This is a genomic window from Arenibacter sp. P308M17 (assembly GCF_003426735.1).
Taxonomy (GTDB): Bacteria; Bacteroidota; Bacteroidia; order Flavobacteriales; family Flavobacteriaceae; genus Arenibacter.
On sequence record NZ_QVON01000005.1, the window covers coordinates 282351 to 300202 of the forward strand.

The following is a 17852-nucleotide window of genomic DNA, read 5'->3' on the forward strand; positions in this document are numbered from 1 at the left end:
TCTACCGCCCTTTAGACAGGTGCAGTCGATATAGGAGTCGGTAAGGGGTTGGCAAAAAAAGTTAAAGGGAAGTAGGAGTCATTTCGAACGACTAGAGGGAGGAGAAATCGAAGATTCAGCACAGCTAAACCAAAGATTCACGAATACCCGTAAAATAAAAATGTCATGAGCTAAATCACACAAGTAGCTCTGATCAAATATGTGCGACTTCTCAATTGCCCGAAAATGGGCTCATGTCGAAGTGACTGCTATGTTTGGACAGACACGCCCATGCTGTTCAGGCAGGCCTGCCTTTGCCGATAGGCAGGTTTTTAATAAATTTATTATCATATTTATAAAAAATTAAACGTGTGAAAGGGAGCAATTGCTTGATTATTTTATGGGGTATTATCCTCCTTGGGAGTTGTGAAGGGAAAAAGAAAACCGAAGAAGCCCAAATTGTTTCCAAACCCAACGTGTTACTGCTTTTAACGGATCAATGGCGGGCCCATGCTACCGGCTATGCGGAGGACCCCAATATAGCTACCCCTCACCTGGATAGTTTGGCGGCCATAAGCGTTAATTTTAAAAATGCCGTTTCCGGAATGCCGGTTTGTTCCCCATTTAGGGCATCGCTTTTGACCGGGCAACGCCCATTGACCCATGGAGTATTTATGAACGACGTGCAGCTGGATACCAATGCGGTAACCCTAGCAAAAGTATTCAACAAGCAGGGGTATGATACCGGCTACATCGGGAAATGGCATTTGGATGGCCATGGCAGGTTACAAAATGTTGCCCCTGGGAAAAGGAGGCAGGGTTTCCAATTCTGGAAAGGCAACGAATGTACCCACGATTATAATAATTCCGTGTATTATGATAGCGACGACCCCAATAGAAAAATTTGGGACGGCTATGACACCTTTGAACAGACGGAGGCTGCCATAGACTATATCAAAGAACGAAACTCCTCCGAGAATCCGTTTATGATGATCCTTTCCTATGGCACACCGCACGCGCCATACCATACCGCTCCATTGGAATATAGGAACCGATTTGACCCGGAAAAGATACGGCTCAGAAGAAATGTACCGGATAGCCTTAAGCAACGTGCAAAAAAAGATCTGGCCGGTTATTATGCCCATATAGCGGCATTGGATGATATGATCGGCAAGTTGGTAAAAAGCTTAAAGGAATCCGGACAATTGGATAATACCATCATCCTATTCACATCCGATCATGGAGACTTATTGGGCTCCCATGGAGCCTATAAAAAACAACAGCCCTATGAAGAATCGGTAAGGGTACCCATGCTTTATTGTCTACCCGAAAAATTTAAAATTGCTCCAGGAGAACGGGAGGCTTTAATGAATTCGGAAGATATCATGCCCACCCTTTTGAGTCTATGCAATATTCCCATCCCCAATACTGTGGAAGGATTGGATTATAGGCCATATATGGAAGGGAAAGAGGAATTGGGGCATGCTACCCTGCTCAGCTGTGTACAACCATTTGGGCAATGGAACAGGGTGCAACATGGCGGCAGGGAGTACAGGGCCATAAAAACCTTACGGTATACCTATGCCAGGGATCTGAACGGGCCATGGCTGCTTTTCGACAATATCAATGATCCTTACCAATTGTTCAACCTTGTGGGCAATGAGGGCTATACTACCGTGCAGGACAATTTGGAAAAAGACCTCTCCCATCGATTGAAAGAAACCGGGGATGAATTTCTTCCTGGAATGGAATACGTTAAAAGGTGGGGATATCCGGTCGATGCCACAGGTACTGTGCCATATACGCACTAAAGAACAACAAACACTGTAATTTCCAACGTTGTGTATTTTTTAGGTACAGGGCTATTATTTTGGGTAGTTCATAGTGAACATCTGAGGTTTGGAATATCTTGAAAGACGATTGTCACGATCCCAAATACGCACTTTCCAATAGTAGGTCCCCCTACTGTTTAATCGGGTTCCGCCGTGTTCTATTTCTGTTGAGGAATTCGATTTTATTTGGCCACTATTCCAAACATCGCCTATGTTGTTATCTATTTTTTCAGAGGAGGAAGCTACCAGTATCTGATAGGCCGATTGCGATACGGCGCCTTCCGGTACCACCCAGCCGTATTCCGGGTTGGAATCGATTATGGTTGCCCCGGCTGTATTTTCCATCCATTCAACTATTAAATTGGATGGTCCTTTGGAATAATCGTCCGAAAGTTCAAGTAGTAGGCTATTGGTTTTTTTTCTAAAGGATGCTAGTTTATAGGCATATTTTAAATCTTTTGCAAGGTTGTTGATCTCTTTTGGATCATCTTTTAAATTATAGAGTTCCTCATAGGACCGATCATTTACATAACGGAAGTATTTCCAATCCTTGGTCCGTATACCTTCACTTGGAGGAATATCCCCAAATTCCCATAAATGTTCTATCAAAATGGTATCCCGCTCAAAACTGGTTTTGGGATTTTTAATGATGGGAATGAGACTTTTGCCGTGCCATACCTTAGGCTGTGGTATTCCGGCCAAATCCAGAATAGTGGAGGGTATGTCTATGTTCAAAGCCAAGTCATCGCTGTCCTTCTGTTTTTTGAGGCGCGGATCGAACACAATTAGGGGCACCCGTATGGAATTGTCATATAAGAGCCATTTTCCGGCCAGCTGACGCTCTCCCAAAAAATAACCATTATCGCCCATTATAATGATTACCGTGTTCTTATCAAGTCCTTTTTTTCTTAGTTCTTCCCTGATCTTGCCAATTTCCCTATCTATGTCCGAAATCATCCTGTAATAACCCTTTATGCTATGTTGGTATTTTTCGGGAGTATCAAAACGCCAGGTCCAGCGTAAACGGTTGAAGCCATCACGTACAAATTTTGGTTGTGCCTCAAAGTACTTGTCTTCCGCTAGTTCTGGTCCGGGCATATCTATGTGCTGTAGTAATACATCGGATTCAGGTTGCCAAAAATATTGATCTACAGCATTGTCATGGGCATGGGGTGCACTAAAGCTCAGTGAAAGGCAAAATGGTTTATCAGTTTTGGCGTCGGCTATAAAATCTATGGCCTGTTGACCCGTATATCGGGTAAGGTGCACCGTATCCTTGCCCAAGGTCTTATAATAATATCCCCTTCTATCAGGATAGGCACCATTCCGGTCATAGGATTCAAAAATATCGAACTGTAGGTCCAGCTGGTCATATCGTACTCCATATTTACCATAAAAACCGGTATAGTATCCATGGTTCTTTAGTATGGTGGGATATGAATTTGCCATATAACTGCCCCTGATATTTCCAGTTTGAAAATTGTAACTGTGGGTGCGTTCGTAAAGTCCGGTCAATATGCTTGCTCTACTGGCTGCGCATATCGGAGTGGTTACAATGGCATTCTTAAAATAAGTCCCTTCTTGGGCCAATTTGTCCATTTCCGGAGTAGAAATAATCGTGTTGCCTGCATAGCCCAAGGCATCAAAGCGTTGGTCGTCTGTTAAAATAAAGATGATGTTAGGTCTTTTAATTGGCTGTTGCTGTGTTACGTTTTGAGCATTCAGGGGAAGTGTGTATATGCAAAGGAGTAGTACAACAATAAATTCTGTTTTCATCGATCTGTTTTTATTGTTAATTGGTTAGGACAATTCACTAATTGTTATTTATGCCATAAAATAGGATATATCAGGTCTAACTTCAAAAATAGTTTTCCAATGGCTAATTGTAAATGATATTTCATTTTTAAAACAAAGTATTACCGCGATTGAAATGGATTTTATCAAATTTAATTTTTTTATGCCCATAACCTATCCTCTGCCGTCCTGTTTGCAATAACATTTTGTGGTTAATATTAAGGCGTTGAATTCCTTTTAACAATAAGAAAAGGGATGAAAAATTTAATTTTCACCCCCTTTCCTATGGTAACTTTTTTTAAGCTTATGTTAAAATTAAAATATTCATTATCCGTATTATATATTTATTGATAGAAAAAGTATTATAAATTCTTCAAACGGATGTTTCTATATTCCACTTTCATTGGGGGGCCCACATGCACCTGAACGCCTAAATACCCCGAGGATGTCCTATTAATGGTATCGTCGTCGATTACCTCGCTCATAAGAATACCATTGATGAAGTGCTGTAATTTGTTTCCCTTTATGATGAGGTGGGCCTCGTTCCAATCTTCGCTTTTAATTTTTGTTTTGAGTTCGTCCGATTCTCCAAGGGATTCAACAACATCACGGCTCTGCCAGGCGTTATTTGCCACATTGGCTCCCAATGACCCCGGAGTATCGGGGTTTTCTTGCGAAGTGATAATGGCCTTTTCACCCCTATAGGCCAATGTAGCCCGTTTTTTTTCTTCATAGTTCTGTCCGGTATAGCTGATTTCCCCGTCTATATCGGCCTGATAGCCCCGTAATGCATATGGAATGGTATCGATTTTTTCACTGCGATAATTGATGCCACTGTTTCCCGCTTTGGCGATACGGAACTCCAGTTTTAATTCGAAATCACTTGGTCGGCCATCCTTCCAAACAATAAAGGTATTGTTCTTAAGTAAGGTCGTGGGGGTTACCTCTCCTACAAGATTACCATTTTCTACCCTCCAATAGTTGGGATCCCCTTCCCAGTTATCGAGTGTCTTGCCATCAAAGATCGGTACAAATCCGTCTTGCCCAGTTGTGGCTTCCGCCACTTCCTGTTGGGGCTTGTTTTCTTTTTTCTCCTTACAGGACTGCAGTGTTGCAATTACAAGCAGTACTATTATATACGGTTTAAAAGTTAATTTCAAATTCATATCTATTGTTTTATGGATTCGTTGTAATAAATGTTTAGGCCATCTTTTAAGGCCACGATAATATCTCTTTCCGTTGTTGCCCCTATCGAACGCCTTACCGTTTGGTGATTTTCGGAGGCAATACTTTGCTCGGTAAACTCAAAGGGTTTAGGTTGGGCATCTAGGAGGGGAAAGACCGGGACAATATAAAACGCAGCACCGTTTATGCCAAGCGCGCTTGGCATAAACGGTGCAGGTTGCTTAAACCTGAAGGGGCCAATTTTTTCAACCAATATAGCCATTGCTAATTGCTGGCCCCTTTTTCGGTATAAATTGGATTTTCAGGATTTCCTCCGGCAACCAAATAGGCCAATAGGTCCTTCACCTCTTCTTCGTTTAGCCTGTTGATGGTTCCTGGGGGCATCCACGATATTGTTGAAAGTTTGGTAGCCACCACTTGGTCCTTTGGGATCTCCCGGGTTTGATCAGGTGCATATGGATTTTGCGAGACGATATAATTTTGCTCGGTCTCGTTCATCAATCTTCCTGCTATCGATTTTCCGTCCTTTAAAGTGTAGACAGTGGTATTGTATTGGTCCGAAATTACATCGTTGGGTTCAATTATGGCCTTAAGTATATCCTGAGGAGAAAAACGGGTTCCCAATTGGGTTAGGTCCGGGCCAATACTCTCTCCTTCTCCCTGCATGGAATGACAGGTGACACAAGTTGTAGTCGCGAACATACTTTTACCGTATTCAAAATCCCTTCCCTTTAGGCCATCCGCTACAAGTGCCTCTATGTCCTCAACTTGCCAATTGCGGCCCGGACCCTTGGGCTGAACAGTGGATTCTGCCAAATCATTGCCTGAACTGGATAGGAGATCGGCACCAGACATCTTATCGTATAATTCGAACTGATCTTTGGGCACATGGGTCAATGCCTTTTTTCTGGCCTTGTCTATGAAACCGATATAGCTTAGGCCCGCTTTAAAGGAAAAAGCCTTGTAGAACCACTTAAAATACTTTTCACGAAGTTCCGGGGTCCACCCCTTGTCTACATCTTCCAACACCATCCCGTAATAGGTGTGCTGGGCAGGAGGCATATTTTTCAGGGTGCGGGCAATATCCATACCATATTGTGGATTTCTCAAAATTAGGTCCGATGCCTCTGTGGCGGTATTGGCCATGATATCCACATTCTCTCCTGTATTCGATTCCAAGAGCGCCAATGTTTTACCGGCCACACTAGGGTCGTCCAGATAGGCCAGTGTTTTGCTGAGCATTTGGTTCAATATATCCGAAGTTGCCGGATAATGCGGTGAAAGATAATCGATGACCTTGCTCTTGATGGCTGTTCCCGGAACCCCAAAACGGGATAAAACAAGTTCAAAAGCACGTAGTTGGTCCACTTGCTGCTGGGCAGTGAGCTTGGAATAATCTACTCCTAGCAGGGCGTTGAGCATCTGGTCTTGTTGTGATTTGTTGCCATGTCTGGCAAGGGCAATAATTCCCTGGGCCAAGGTAATGGGGTCTTTTTCTGAAAGCACCTTGCCCTGCCATTCCTGGAGGGGTTGGTGTTCCACGGCAATACGTGCAGCATATTGGATAAACCGGTCCGCGTTGTTCAGGTATGTCCAGGCAAAATTGACGGCACCGTCCTTTGGACCTGTATGGTATTCTTCCAATTGCCTTCTTATCTTATTTCCTTCAGTGAGTTCGGATGCCTTGTTGGCAGCTGTAACGTCCTCGTTTCCGTTATAATGCACCCTGTAAAGGTCAGAATCCAATCTACGCCCTCCGGTCATGAAATACATGGCACCGTCCGGACCTATCACTCCATCCGTCAAAGGAAGGGGTATTCCTGATAAAAATTCCTCCCTTTCCCCTTCATACGAAGATCCGTTTGCCTTTAGGTGAATGGCGTAGATGATACCGAAACTCCAGTCGAACGCATAAACGCTCTTTTGATATTTTTTCGGAAATTTTGCTCCTCTTCCGTAAACTACATTGGTCGGGGATCCCTGTCCTATATTTACGATGGGCGGAAGGTTGTCCGGATAGGCCGGGGACCATTTTCCGTTCCCGGTTCTCCACCCAAATTCGCTACCGCTGGTAACATGGCAGATGCGGGTAGGACGGTACCAGGGCATGCCCAAATCCCATTCCATATCGGAATCGTAAACGAACATATCCCCTTCATCGTTAAAGTCAAGGTCGAAAGGGTTCCTGAAACCGGCACTGATCAGCTCCCAATGTTTTCCTTCCGGATCTATTTTTGCTATCCAGCCTCCTGGGGCGCCACGGTCATTGGCATGGCCACGGGGATCCTTTACTTGGGGAAATAGGTTGTCGTCCTGCCACACATTGGGCAAGCGATAGGTATCCATTTCAGGAAGATCCGTATGGTTCCCTGCAATAACGTAAAGCGATTTGCCGTCCGGACTTAGGACAATGCTGTGCGGGCCGTGCTCTCCCGAACCGTTCAAGGCCTTTATCTGGGTAATCTTGTCATATTGGTCGTCGTTGTCCGTATCCTGTAAACGATAGAGCCCGCTCCCCTTCTCAAATTCATCATCTCCATGGTGGTTGACCATTACATACAGACTATTGAAAGCGTAGAGCAAACCTTGTGCATAGCCCATTTGGATTATCGAATCGGCCACGGGCTCCTCCGTTTGTATCCGCAGTTTTTCAATTTTGGGGGTCAATACCTCGGAGCCGATGGCAGGGATCTCCATGCGATACAAAGTACCGTATTGATCGGCAGTGATCAATCGGTCCTTATTGTCGAAGGCCATGGCCACCCATGAGCCCTGCTCATTGTCGGCGGGACTATATAAGTGTTCTGCCACAAAGCCCGGCTGTAATTTGAGCTTTGCCAACTTTGGATCGAGCTCTTGGGTACTTGAAGTTTCCATTTTCTTGGCATTCTCACAAGAAGCGGTCAGAAGCATTGAAAAAATAATTGCGGTAAATAGTCTGGTCATTATCTGATTTTTTTTAATTAGGCGCACTAATATAATCAGAAATCGGGATTTAACTAGGATTATAAGGTAGGAAGTGTATTAGGTTTGGAAATATATGCGAAGATGTCTTCTGTTTGTTCTGCACTATGTTGGATTCTAGATGTTAGAATTGAGATATTAGATGTTAGATTCTTGTAGAATTGAGACGCAGAGGAAACCTTGAACTTCAGTCCAGGCTCCAAATATCTAGTTTCTAATGTCTCACTACTCATATCTGCTTACCGTTATTTCGACTCCGCTATCCGCGTTCGGGATAGCGGTATGGGAACCCTATTGCTTATGAATGACTTCCGAGGCTCCCGATAACTTTCTTTTATTAATGATCGGACTTCCCTTGTACATTAACTTACTGGCGCCCGAGGCCTCGACATCGATGGTTTCGGTAACCGATAATGAGGCGTCACTTGCCCCGGATAATCGGATGTCCAATGCCTTGACCAATAAATCGTAGTTCTTGAGCGTGCTGGCCCCTGATAGGGAAGCGTCCAGTTTATCAACTTGCCCAAAAAGGTCTATATGGGCAGCCCCAGCTGCTGCCAACTCCAAATGTTCCAATTCCAACTCCCCGGCAAATTCGGAAGCCCCGGTAAGCTCAATCGAGACATCGGACGCCACCAATTTGGAATCCAGGATAATTTTGGAAGCCCCGGATAGATCAAAATCGGTAATTCTTTTGGTAATGATGTACGCATTTAAGGTGGGGTTTCCCCTTATGCCTGTATGGTCTTTTACTTTGATGCGTAAAGTGCCGTCCACCAATTCAACAATGATCCTTTCCTGCAGATTTTCATTTGCTTCAATTTCAATTTTTTCTTCCGTATCCGAAAATTGGACATAAGTATTAAAGGCATCCGAGACTTCTAAAGCAGAATATCCGCTAAATTGGATTTCCCTAGTGGTAATTTCTCCACTTGCCCTAATAATTTCATGATCACAGGATGAAATAAGGGCACCTAATAAAATAACACCTATGTAAGAGGATTTTGTTTTCATTGACTAAAGATTTTATGATTGATGTTTAAAAGACAATCCAGCGGATAAAAGGTTGCATGTTTTTGGAACTATATTTATTACCTTATGATAGGTTTGTTTTGTCACTGAATTCTAGTCTCGACTCCGCCTTTAGAACGGACAACATTGAACATTCAACTTTATAACCGCAAACTGCTTACTGCCAATTCATCAACCAGTCCTTGTCAAGGAATTTTATTTTGTTCCAAGGCTGATGTAATTTCATTGCAGAGTTTAGTTGGAGGTCAGTATTTTTGTTCATAGAAAAGACTACCATTTGGTATTGTTGGGCCTTAACAAAATGTTGATTATTTTGGTGACGGGAGTTTGGGAACCCGGCAACTAAATAATTCAGAACAGCAATTAAAAAAAAATAATATGGAAATCCGAAAAGTATTATTAGTGACGTTCATTTGTATGTTGATCCATTGTAATGGGCTTGCACAGAGCAGAATAACAGAATTGAACGCATACTGGGATGTAGTGAAGGAAAAGGTGGAATCCGGGGATGTTGCGGGCTATGGGGAAACGTTTCATGAAGATGGGATTTTGGTTTCGGATACGGGCAAAGTCTGTTACTCTTTGGACAAGGCATTAAAAAAATGGACGGATGGGCTGGAAAATACTAAAAAAGGCATAACTAAAGTAACCTTGGATTTTAGATTTTCAGAACGGACCGGAGATGGGACCACTGCTTTTGAAAGAGGTATATTTAGATATGATTTGTTGGATGAAAATGGTGAACGTACGGAAAGGTTTGTTCATTTCGATGCCCTCTTGATAAGCAAGAACGGAAAATGGCAATTAATGCTAGAGCATCAAAAATTACATGCCACCAAGGATGAATGGATGCGTATGGGGAAAATGTGATATTGAAACGATTTTTATTTTTGCCCATGACATTCATGGTCTGCCCTTTTGTTTATATGGATTTGGCGCAATCATAAAGGATTTGGAAATTGTTGGGAGTATTGCTTAAATAGTGGCCATAAAGAACTTCTGTTAGGCTATCGTACTAAACGTTAAGTCATTTTCTTTTTAATATGTATATTATAAGTTTGTTGAATTATTGAAAATGGCCATGAGTTTTGCTATTAAGGCATTAATTCATAATTAACTCATGGATATCATATATTCCTTATTTAAAATCGATATATTCTTTTAAAACTTTTTCGTGGAAAACTATTTATGAAAGGTATTTTAATATCTTTGATTTTAGATAATTTTCGATGGAATGAAAAAAGAATATGCAAAAATGGATGCGGCCTCTTTGCATCTTGCCAATAAAAAAATTGTTTTAAAACTTATAAAGCATAACGATCAAATTAGTCGCTCTGCCCTGGCCAAGGTGTCCGGACTAACCCCTCCATCCATCACCCGCATAGTGGATGAACTGATACATGTGGACGGTTTGGTCGAAAGTCTAGGGGTAGGTAATTCCAGCGGGGGAAGGCCTCCTTTGATCGTAAAATTCAAGAACAGTAATAATTATATCATCGGTATAGATTTGGGTGCTACCTATATCAGAGGATGCTTGGTAGATCTAAATGCCAATTTCGTATCCGAAATACAGGTTCCTACGGAATTGGAAAAAGGCTTTTCCAGTATTGTAGAAAAGATGGTAAGGATAATTCATAAGCTGCAGAAGAGGAAAGAAGCCGGGACCAAAATATGGGGAGTCGGTATCGGGGTCGCCGGTTTGGTAAATAGTGAAACGGGCATTATTGAATCTTCTCCGGATTTCGGTTGGACCAATATTGATTTAAGAAAGGAGTTGGACAAGCATTTGGATCTTCCATTTTTTTATGATAACTCCACTCGATTAATGGCATTGGGGGAATTAAAGATGGGAGTAAAGGAAAGTCAGAAAAATTTTGCAGTGATCAATATTGGATATGGAATTGCCTCCGGACTTGTGGTTGAAGGCAATCTGTTGAAAGGTTTTTCAGGTTTCGCCGGCGAATTTGGACATATCCCTGTAGATACCGATAGTGACGTTCAATGTAAATGTGGGATGTACGGTTGCCTTGAAGCCCTGGCTTCGGGACATAGGATTGCCTCTTTGGGCAAACTGGTACTGAAGGATAATAGGTCGGAAATGTTGAAGGAACTATGTATGGGAAATGAAGAACTGATTACGGCAGAATTGGTTGCCAGGGCAGCCAAAAAAGGGGATAGGGAGTCAATGAAGATATATGATGATGTAGCGGAATATTTATGTAAAGGCATAGGGACAATCTCAAATTTATTAAATCCGGAAACAGTGTACATAGGAGGGGGTATTTCCCTGAACGGAGATTTGCTCTTTGATTTGATCGATCGGAAGAGGGATAAGTATTTATTGGCCGGAAACGCAAGGGTAAATATTCGGCCTTCCACCTTTGGGGACCAAGCAACCTCTATTGGTGCGGTCTCCGTGGTATTGAATAAAATCTTAAACTTGGAGTTGTCTGGAAGTTTGGTGGGAAATTGATATAGAACTTATTTATAACAACAACTTCTTCTTTATTCTGCCAAAGGCACATAAACAATTAAATTGCACATGTGGAAATTAATTTAAATATCTATGGTTATAGTATCATGTTAACCATATTTAAGTCGCCCCCAGTCTTGTTATTTTCACCTGACCAGCATTAATAATGCGGTTCGATAGCTAAAGCTAAGCAACATTTTATTGTTTGGCCGGACATTCTGGTTGCCCAGACTTATTGGAAAATACTATATAGGATTACAATGAGGGCTAAAAGAGCGCCGGCATAAAAGCGAACGTCCTGTACCCCTTTAAATTTCTTATCGGTAAGAAATTGCCATGGGTTGTCCCATGTATATTGTAATTGCTTTATGGTGGGTTCGGGGGTAAGGTAACTAACTATAAAATATACTACGGAACATATGCAAAACAGCCACCATGCCTGCATCATGAAGGGTATTCCCCAGGTATCAGTTATAATACTTGGCTTGCCATAGAGAGTTGGGATAAAATCTGCCGCAAAGGCGCTGATTCCAATTATAAAGCCAAAGATCAAAGTTATTAAGGAGGCTTCCTTTGTACCCCGTTTACTAAATACTCCAAATAGAAATACTGTGGCAATTGGGGGGGCCAATGCAGCGGCAATCTTATTGATGGCTTCAAAAATGCTATTGAATCTTCCGCCCTGGGTGGACCAAGCTATGGCTAAAATCATTACAATTACAGCGACATATTTTCCTATCCGTACTTGTTTTTTATCGGAAAGGGAAGGCTTTATTCTTTTCGCAATGTCAATGGCCACTAGGGTGGAACAACTATTTAGGGCCGCGGCAATGGTACTCATTAGTGCAGAAAGAAGAGCTGCTGCAAAAATGCCTTTAATCCCGATTGGAAGTAATTCACTGATCAATACGGGCAGGGTTTCGTTACTGTTGGTTATTTTGTCCTTAAACAATACATAACCCAACACTCCCGGAAGTACCATGATAAAAACAGGTAGTATTTTTAGAAAGCCTGCAAAAATAGGGCCCTTTTGTGCGTCGTCTTCACTTTTGGCAGCCAGTACCCGTTGTACAATAGTCTGGTCTGAACACCAGTACCAAAGCCCTAAAATAGGATAGCCCAAGAATATAGCATACCATGATAATCCTGAATTTCCTGCATTATCACCGCTTCTTAGCATGCTGAGCTGGTCTGGCCTTACACTGTTCTTAAAATCTGTTAAGTTGTTTACGCCAACTTCGGGCAGCGCTTTAATAGCAAAAATGGTCAATATTACAGCGCCAATGATCAGGACAACCGTTTGAACAGTTTCCGTTATTACCACCGCCCTTAATCCTCCCAAGATGGTGTAAGTGGCGGTGATTACGGAAATGATTACAATGGAAACAAATACATCGATCCCAAAAAAGGACTTGAATACAATTGCCCCGGCATAGAGGCTCATGCCAATATGTACAAATAATGCCCCCAAGATTGCCATAAAGGCAAGGAAGGATCTGGATGGGGAACTATATCTCTTTTCCAGAAACTCGGGAAGAGTGGAAATTTTGCTCTTAAAATAAAAGGGAGCAAAAATAAGGCCTAAAAGAATAAGGACTATAGAGGCCATCCATTCAAAATTGCCCCATACCAGACCATCTTCAAATCCGGAAGCGGCCAGCCCAACTAAATGGATGGTAGAAATATTGCTCGCGAAGAGTGCGGCACCAATAATTACCCAGTTTAAACTACGTCCGGCCAGGAAGTAGTTGTCCGAGGTCATTTTTTTGCTCCTTGATGAAAAAATGCCCAGTGCAAGGATTCCAACAAGATATGAAACAATAATTATTAAATCAATATAGTTCATGGTCAGTCATTATATTCTCCAAAATCAAAATCCTTGTTCATAAGTGGTTCAAGTAACTTTTGAACATTTTTGATCATGTCTGGATCTATCGGTTCTTGATACCAATCTACGTTTTTATTTAAAATACTTTGTTGGGTACAGCTAAATAAAGTGGTTGGAATTTCCGGGTTGCTTACGGCAAACTGAATTGCCAATTTTTCAAGGGGTACATTGTTTTCCTTGCAATAATTAATGGTTTTGTGCACCACGCACAAATCCTGATGGGTAATGGGATACCAATCAGGGGGTCCCTGATGTGTCAATAATCCACTGGCAAAAGGAGAAGCGCTTACCAGGCCTATATGCTTGGCATTGATTTTTGGTAATAATTCCAATAGTTGGTTATTGATAAGGGTGTAGTGATTGTGAACGAGGACCGTATCCAAATTATAATTGGGAATTACTTTTTTAAGTACTTCCATGGAATAGCAGGAGATACCGATCGCTCTAATTTTACCTGCCTTTTTCATATCCCTCAGTGCTTCCAGCCCTTCATTTAGGGCAATATTTAGTTCAATTCCCTTGTTGTATTCAATATCGTGCAAAAATAAGATATCCAAATAATCCGTTTGAAGTCTGTTTAAACTGGCCTCTACCGATTTTGTAATGGCGCCATATCTAAAATTTAATTCAGGGGGTAAGGAGGAGGTTTTCCCTGCCTTGGTGGAAAGTATTATTTCCGAACGTTTCAAACCTTTTAGTCCGTTGCCAAGAATGGTTTCCGAAGTAACCGGGCCATAAACGGAGTTATTCCTGCCATAGGCAGGTGAAGTGTCGAAATAATTTATTCCCCTATCAAAGGCGGCATGCACGGTCTTAATGGCTTCATCCTTTTCAACATTATTGAACATACCGCCAATTGCCGAGGCACCAAAACTCAGTTCACTAATCTTTATATTGGTTTTACCCAAGGTATTGTATTTCATGCTGATCTTAATTTTCTACAATGATTTTAATATCGTTTAAAGAATTGGAGGCAGTGGTCATCGCTTCCGGAATTTTGTCGAAAGGAAATCGGTTGGTAATTATTTTGGTCAGGTCAATTTTTTGTTTCTCCAAAAGCGCTATGGCCAATGCATATTCATTATTAAACCGGAAGGAAGATTGAAAGGTCAGTTCATGTTTCATAAATGTTACAAAAGGAAATGGGGCATTGTCTTGAAGCATGCCCAACTGTAGAATTTTGCTGCCCTTTTTCATAAATTTGACCATAGTGTTTAAAATAGTTCCAGCACCGGACGCTTCCAATAAAATGTCGTATCCGTTGGGGGCCAAGGCCGTTATTTCTTTTTCAAAACCCGACTCTTGCGGATTCAGGGCAGCGGTGGCCCCATTTTCCTTGGCTTTTTTCAAGGCGGGAGTTCTAATGTCCGTTATTACTATTGGTTCTGATGTATATAGGCCCGCGGCCATAAGACATAGCTGGCCAATGGTGCCGGCCCCGGTGACCAGTACCGATTTTCCTTTGAGGTCACCAGCTACGGAAAGCGCATGAAGGACTACCGAGAGCGGCTCCAACAAGGCGGCCATTTCAAAACTTATAAAATCCTTTAAGGGAATGCAGTTTTCTGCAGGGATCTTAATATATTCTGAAAACCCGCCGTTTAAATGAGGAAATATACTGGCAGAACCGATATACATCATCTTGGGACAGAGATTTTGTTTTCCCTCCATACAATACCAGCAAGTTTTACATGGACGTGATGGATTAATACCGACCCTGGTTCCCTTTTTTAGTGTTGGGTTTAAGGGGGATTCCTTTTCTATTATTCCAGCCAGCTCATGGCCTAGTGCAAAGGGTTCTTGGGGAATGAAATCGCCAATTTTACCATCATTATAATAATGGATGTCCGAACCACAAATACCGACCGATTTTATTCTTACAATAACTTCATCATCGGAAGTATCATTGGGATAAGGTATATCGCAATACCTCAGGTCTTTTTTGCCGTACAATAAATAGGATTTCATATTTCTTTGAGCGTATATCTTTTACCTTTAATAGTCGTGAATTCAATGATATTATGGGGGCGTTTCTTAAAACTGATCAATTTTCCGTCCATGTATATCTTGACCCTGTTGCTGGTTTTTAATCTAAAAGGTACCCCGGCCTTGGACAGTACTTCCAAAGTCGTTATTTTTTTATTTTCCCAAGTGAAATCAAGTTCAAAGCCTCCCCTGGCGCATACGCCCTTGAATTGCCCCTCCGGCCATTCGGAAGGAAGTGCGGGGAGCAGGTCTATAAACCCTTCATGGGATTGAAGGAGCATTTCGGTAATTCCTGCCGTTACGCCCAGGGATCCATCAACTTGTAACGGTTTTCCGCATTTGGCAAAAAGGGAGGAGAAACATTGTTCCTTTAGATAGCCCTTAAAAATGGAATGGGCCCTGTTTCCATCATGTAAACGTGCCCAAAGGGACATTTTCCATCCTCTGGAAAAACCCATTCCGCCATCGCCCCGCTGTTCCAATACTTTTTTAACCGGTTCTACAAGTTCAGGAGTCCGGTCAGCTGAGATTACATTCCCGGGATAAAGGCCGTAAAGATGTGAAAAGTGTCGATGATTTTTCTCCAATTGTTCGTAGTCCTCTGTCCACTCTTGAAGCATGCCGTCCTTTCCAATTTGAGATGGAGGAAAACGTTTTCGCGCATCCATTACCTTTTTTGCAAATTCACTATCTACCCCTAAAATGGCCGATGCCGAGCCGTAATAGCTGAAAAGATCCTTTAATATTTGCATGTCCATAGTGGCACCAGCTACAATGGTGGTAAAATAGTACATACCGGTTACCTCGTCATAGAAATACTCATAACCCTTGCCCTTAGGAGGATTTTCCGGCGAATTTGAAGGATTGGTCACCAACCAATCCTTTCCGGGGTATTCAACTAGAAAATCCATGAAAAACTCAACGGATCCTTTTATTATGGGGTAGATTTCCTTAAGGTAGGCTTTGTCTTGGGTAAATAAATAATGTTCCCATAAATGAGTGGTCAGCCATGCCCCTCCCACAGTATAGGTTCCCCATGTAGGGCCGTCCATGGGAGCGGCCACCCGCCAAAGGTCCGTGTTCTGGTGAAAGACCCAGCCTTTTGCGCCATAATGTTCCTTGGCAACCTCCGTGCCCTGGTCCGTTAATTCCTTTACCATGGTGATCAAGGGTTCAGATAGCTCGGAGAGGTTGGCGGTCTCCACTGGCCAATAATTCATTTCCGTGTTGATGTTCGTTGTGTACTTGGAATCCCAGGAAGGATTCATATCGTTGTTCCAAATACCTTGAAGGTTTGCGGGCTGGGTACCGGGCCTAGAAGATGAAATTAAAAGATATCTTCCAAAATTATAACATAATGTAGCCAATTGGGGATCCGGTTCGTCCTGGATTTTGGACAAACGCTGATCCGTTGCCAAATACGAATTGGCTGTAGTTGGTAGTGTAAGTGCAACTCTGTCAAAATAGGTTTTGTAATCTGCCAAGGCCATTTCCTTAATGTTGGCAAATGTTTTTTGTTCCATGTTCAACAAGGCTTTTTCCACACGGGCATGCTGATCTGCATCTACGGTTTTATAATCAACGAAATTCGTTGCAGCAACAAAATATAGGGTAACGGTATCTGCATTCTTTATGCTCATCATAGTGTCTTCAATGCTCATAGATCCCCCCTCCGGCACCGCCTTGATTCGTGCTTCATATTTTAACTTACCTTCTATACCCATATAGTCCGCAGATTTCCCTGTCAATTTTAACTGGTTGTCTCCAATGCCGTCCATACGAAAATAGTCGGTGGCATAGTTGGAGTGAGAACCGTTTCTAACGCCCCTAAGTTGGGCGTTAAAGGAGATGCTGCCAGGTCTGTCGGCGGTAATGCGTAAGGCTATTGTCTGGTCAACGGCAGAGGCAAAGGTTTCCCGGGTGAAGCTTACCCCCTTGGATTTGTAGGTAACCGTGACTACTCCTGTTTTTAGGTCCAGGGATCTTTTATAATCCTGCACACTGTCCGTATCGAAGAAAAGATGTAGGTTGGCCATGGATTGATATTTCTGCTGTTCTACGGGATAGCCCATCAGTGCACGTCCAAATAGCTTGTGCGCCTTAAGGGGCTCACCATTGAAAATGAGTTTCTGTATTTCCGGGAGTTTTTTATAGCCTCCTTTTACTACTGTAGAGTAGGGGCCACCTGTCCAATAGGTTTCCTCGTTGAACTGGATTTTTTCCTCGTCATGGGCGCCATATACCATGGCTCCCAACCGACCATTCCCAACGGGAAGGGCCTCTTCCCAAACGCTGGCGGGCGTATCGAACCAAAGAACGGTACCGGGATCAAAAGTAGTTTGTTTCGTATTGGTATTGCTTCCTACTTTTTCAGGCACCTGTGCATTCAATAAGATTCCGGTAATAAAAATAGCGCAGGCTAGTACACTTTTTAAATTCATAGTAGTGATATTTTATATTTTAAAACTAGTGTTGGGTTTCCCTTTGGATATATTCTGTTATTAATTGTTGGTATTTCCATTATTGTTTAAGATAGTGTCCAGTCAAGCCTAAACCTACGGGTAATTTAAAGTGTCTCTTGAGCCGCTCCTGCGTTGCAAAAATCCTTACGTAGCTACGGCTATGCTCGTTTTTTGCGCCTTGGCCCAACTCAAGATACATCATTCCTTACCCGTCATTTAAACGTTGACTAGACACTGGTTTAAAGGTATCATTAACC

At 42.4% G+C, this 17852-nt stretch carries 12 protein-coding genes; 3 read left to right on the top strand and 9 right to left on the bottom strand.

The genetic code is table 11. The annotated features are described in order from the left end of the window. Window positions 1–350 precede the first annotated feature (350 nt). Window positions 351–1790 carry a sulfatase gene (locus D0S24_RS13905; RefSeq protein WP_117020476.1) on the top strand — a complete coding sequence of 480 codons (1440 nt, stop codon included), beginning with the start codon at window positions 351–353 and terminating at the stop codon, window positions 1788–1790. 54 nt (window positions 1791–1844) lie between these two features. On the opposite strand, the gene D0S24_RS13910 is transcribed toward D0S24_RS13905, so the two are convergent. The 5 genes from D0S24_RS13910 to D0S24_RS13930 all read right to left on the bottom strand — a co-directional run bounded on the left by D0S24_RS13910 (window position 1845) and on the right by D0S24_RS13930 (window position 8768). Further along, on the bottom strand, window positions 1845–3587 hold the full coding sequence (locus tag D0S24_RS13910; RefSeq protein ID WP_117020477.1) for a sulfatase: 1743 nt from the start codon (window positions 3585–3587) through the stop codon (window positions 1845–1847). Between the two features lie 380 nt (window positions 3588–3967). Next, on the bottom strand, window positions 3968–4771 hold the full coding sequence (locus tag D0S24_RS13915) for a DUF1080 domain-containing protein (protein WP_117020478.1): 804 nt from the start codon (window positions 4769–4771) through the stop codon (window positions 3968–3970). 2 nt (window positions 4772–4773) lie between these two features. Next, entirely contained in the window at window positions 4774–4995 is a 222-nt protein-coding gene (locus tag D0S24_RS13920) for a hypothetical protein (RefSeq protein WP_147321461.1), read from the bottom strand. A gap of 59 nt (window positions 4996–5054) precedes the next feature. Continuing rightward, window positions 5055–7736, bottom strand: a complete 2682-nt coding sequence (locus D0S24_RS13925; protein WP_117020480.1) for a c-type cytochrome — start codon at window positions 7734–7736, stop codon at window positions 5055–5057. A 309-nt stretch (window positions 7737–8045) separates the two neighbouring features. Then, window positions 8046–8768: a head GIN domain-containing protein gene (locus tag D0S24_RS13930; protein ID WP_117020481.1), complete on the bottom strand. Its 723-nt coding sequence runs from the start codon at window positions 8766–8768 to the stop codon at window positions 8046–8048. Window positions 8769–9164: 396 nt separating this feature from the next. On the opposite strand from D0S24_RS13930, the gene D0S24_RS13935 reads away from it, so the two are divergent. Then, window positions 9165–9656: a DUF4440 domain-containing protein gene (locus tag D0S24_RS13935; protein WP_147321462.1), complete on the top strand. Its 492-nt coding sequence runs from the start codon at window positions 9165–9167 to the stop codon at window positions 9654–9656. A 364-nt stretch (window positions 9657–10020) separates the two neighbouring features. Continuing rightward, window positions 10021–11259 carry an ROK family transcriptional regulator gene (locus D0S24_RS13940; protein ID WP_117020483.1) on the top strand — a complete coding sequence of 413 codons (1239 nt, stop codon included), beginning with the start codon at window positions 10021–10023 and terminating at the stop codon, window positions 11257–11259. A gap of 232 nt (window positions 11260–11491) precedes the next feature. Here the strand turns inward: D0S24_RS13940 and D0S24_RS13945 are convergent, their stop codons facing one another. Genes D0S24_RS13945 through D0S24_RS13960 form a run of 4 tightly spaced genes read right to left on the bottom strand, consistent with a single transcriptional unit; the run spans window position 11492 to window position 17574 of the window. After that, a complete protein-coding gene (locus tag D0S24_RS13945; RefSeq protein ID WP_117020484.1) occupies window positions 11492–13105 on the bottom strand; it encodes a sodium:solute symporter in 1614 nt (537 codons plus the stop codon). Window positions 13106–13107: 2 nt separating this feature from the next. Further along, window positions 13108–14070, bottom strand: coding sequence for an aldo/keto reductase (locus tag D0S24_RS13950; protein WP_117020485.1), 963 nt, complete (start codon window positions 14068–14070; stop codon window positions 13108–13110). A gap of 7 nt (window positions 14071–14077) precedes the next feature. Further along, window positions 14078–15115, bottom strand: a complete 1038-nt coding sequence (locus tag D0S24_RS13955) for an alcohol dehydrogenase catalytic domain-containing protein (RefSeq protein WP_117020486.1) — start codon at window positions 15113–15115, stop codon at window positions 14078–14080. Then, window positions 15112–17574: a glycosyl hydrolase family 95 catalytic domain-containing protein gene (locus D0S24_RS13960; RefSeq protein ID WP_117020487.1), complete on the bottom strand. Its 2463-nt coding sequence runs from the start codon at window positions 17572–17574 to the stop codon at window positions 15112–15114. Before D0S24_RS13960 ends, D0S24_RS13955 begins: the two co-directional genes overlap by 4 nt. Window positions 17575–17852: the final 278 nt, after the last annotated feature.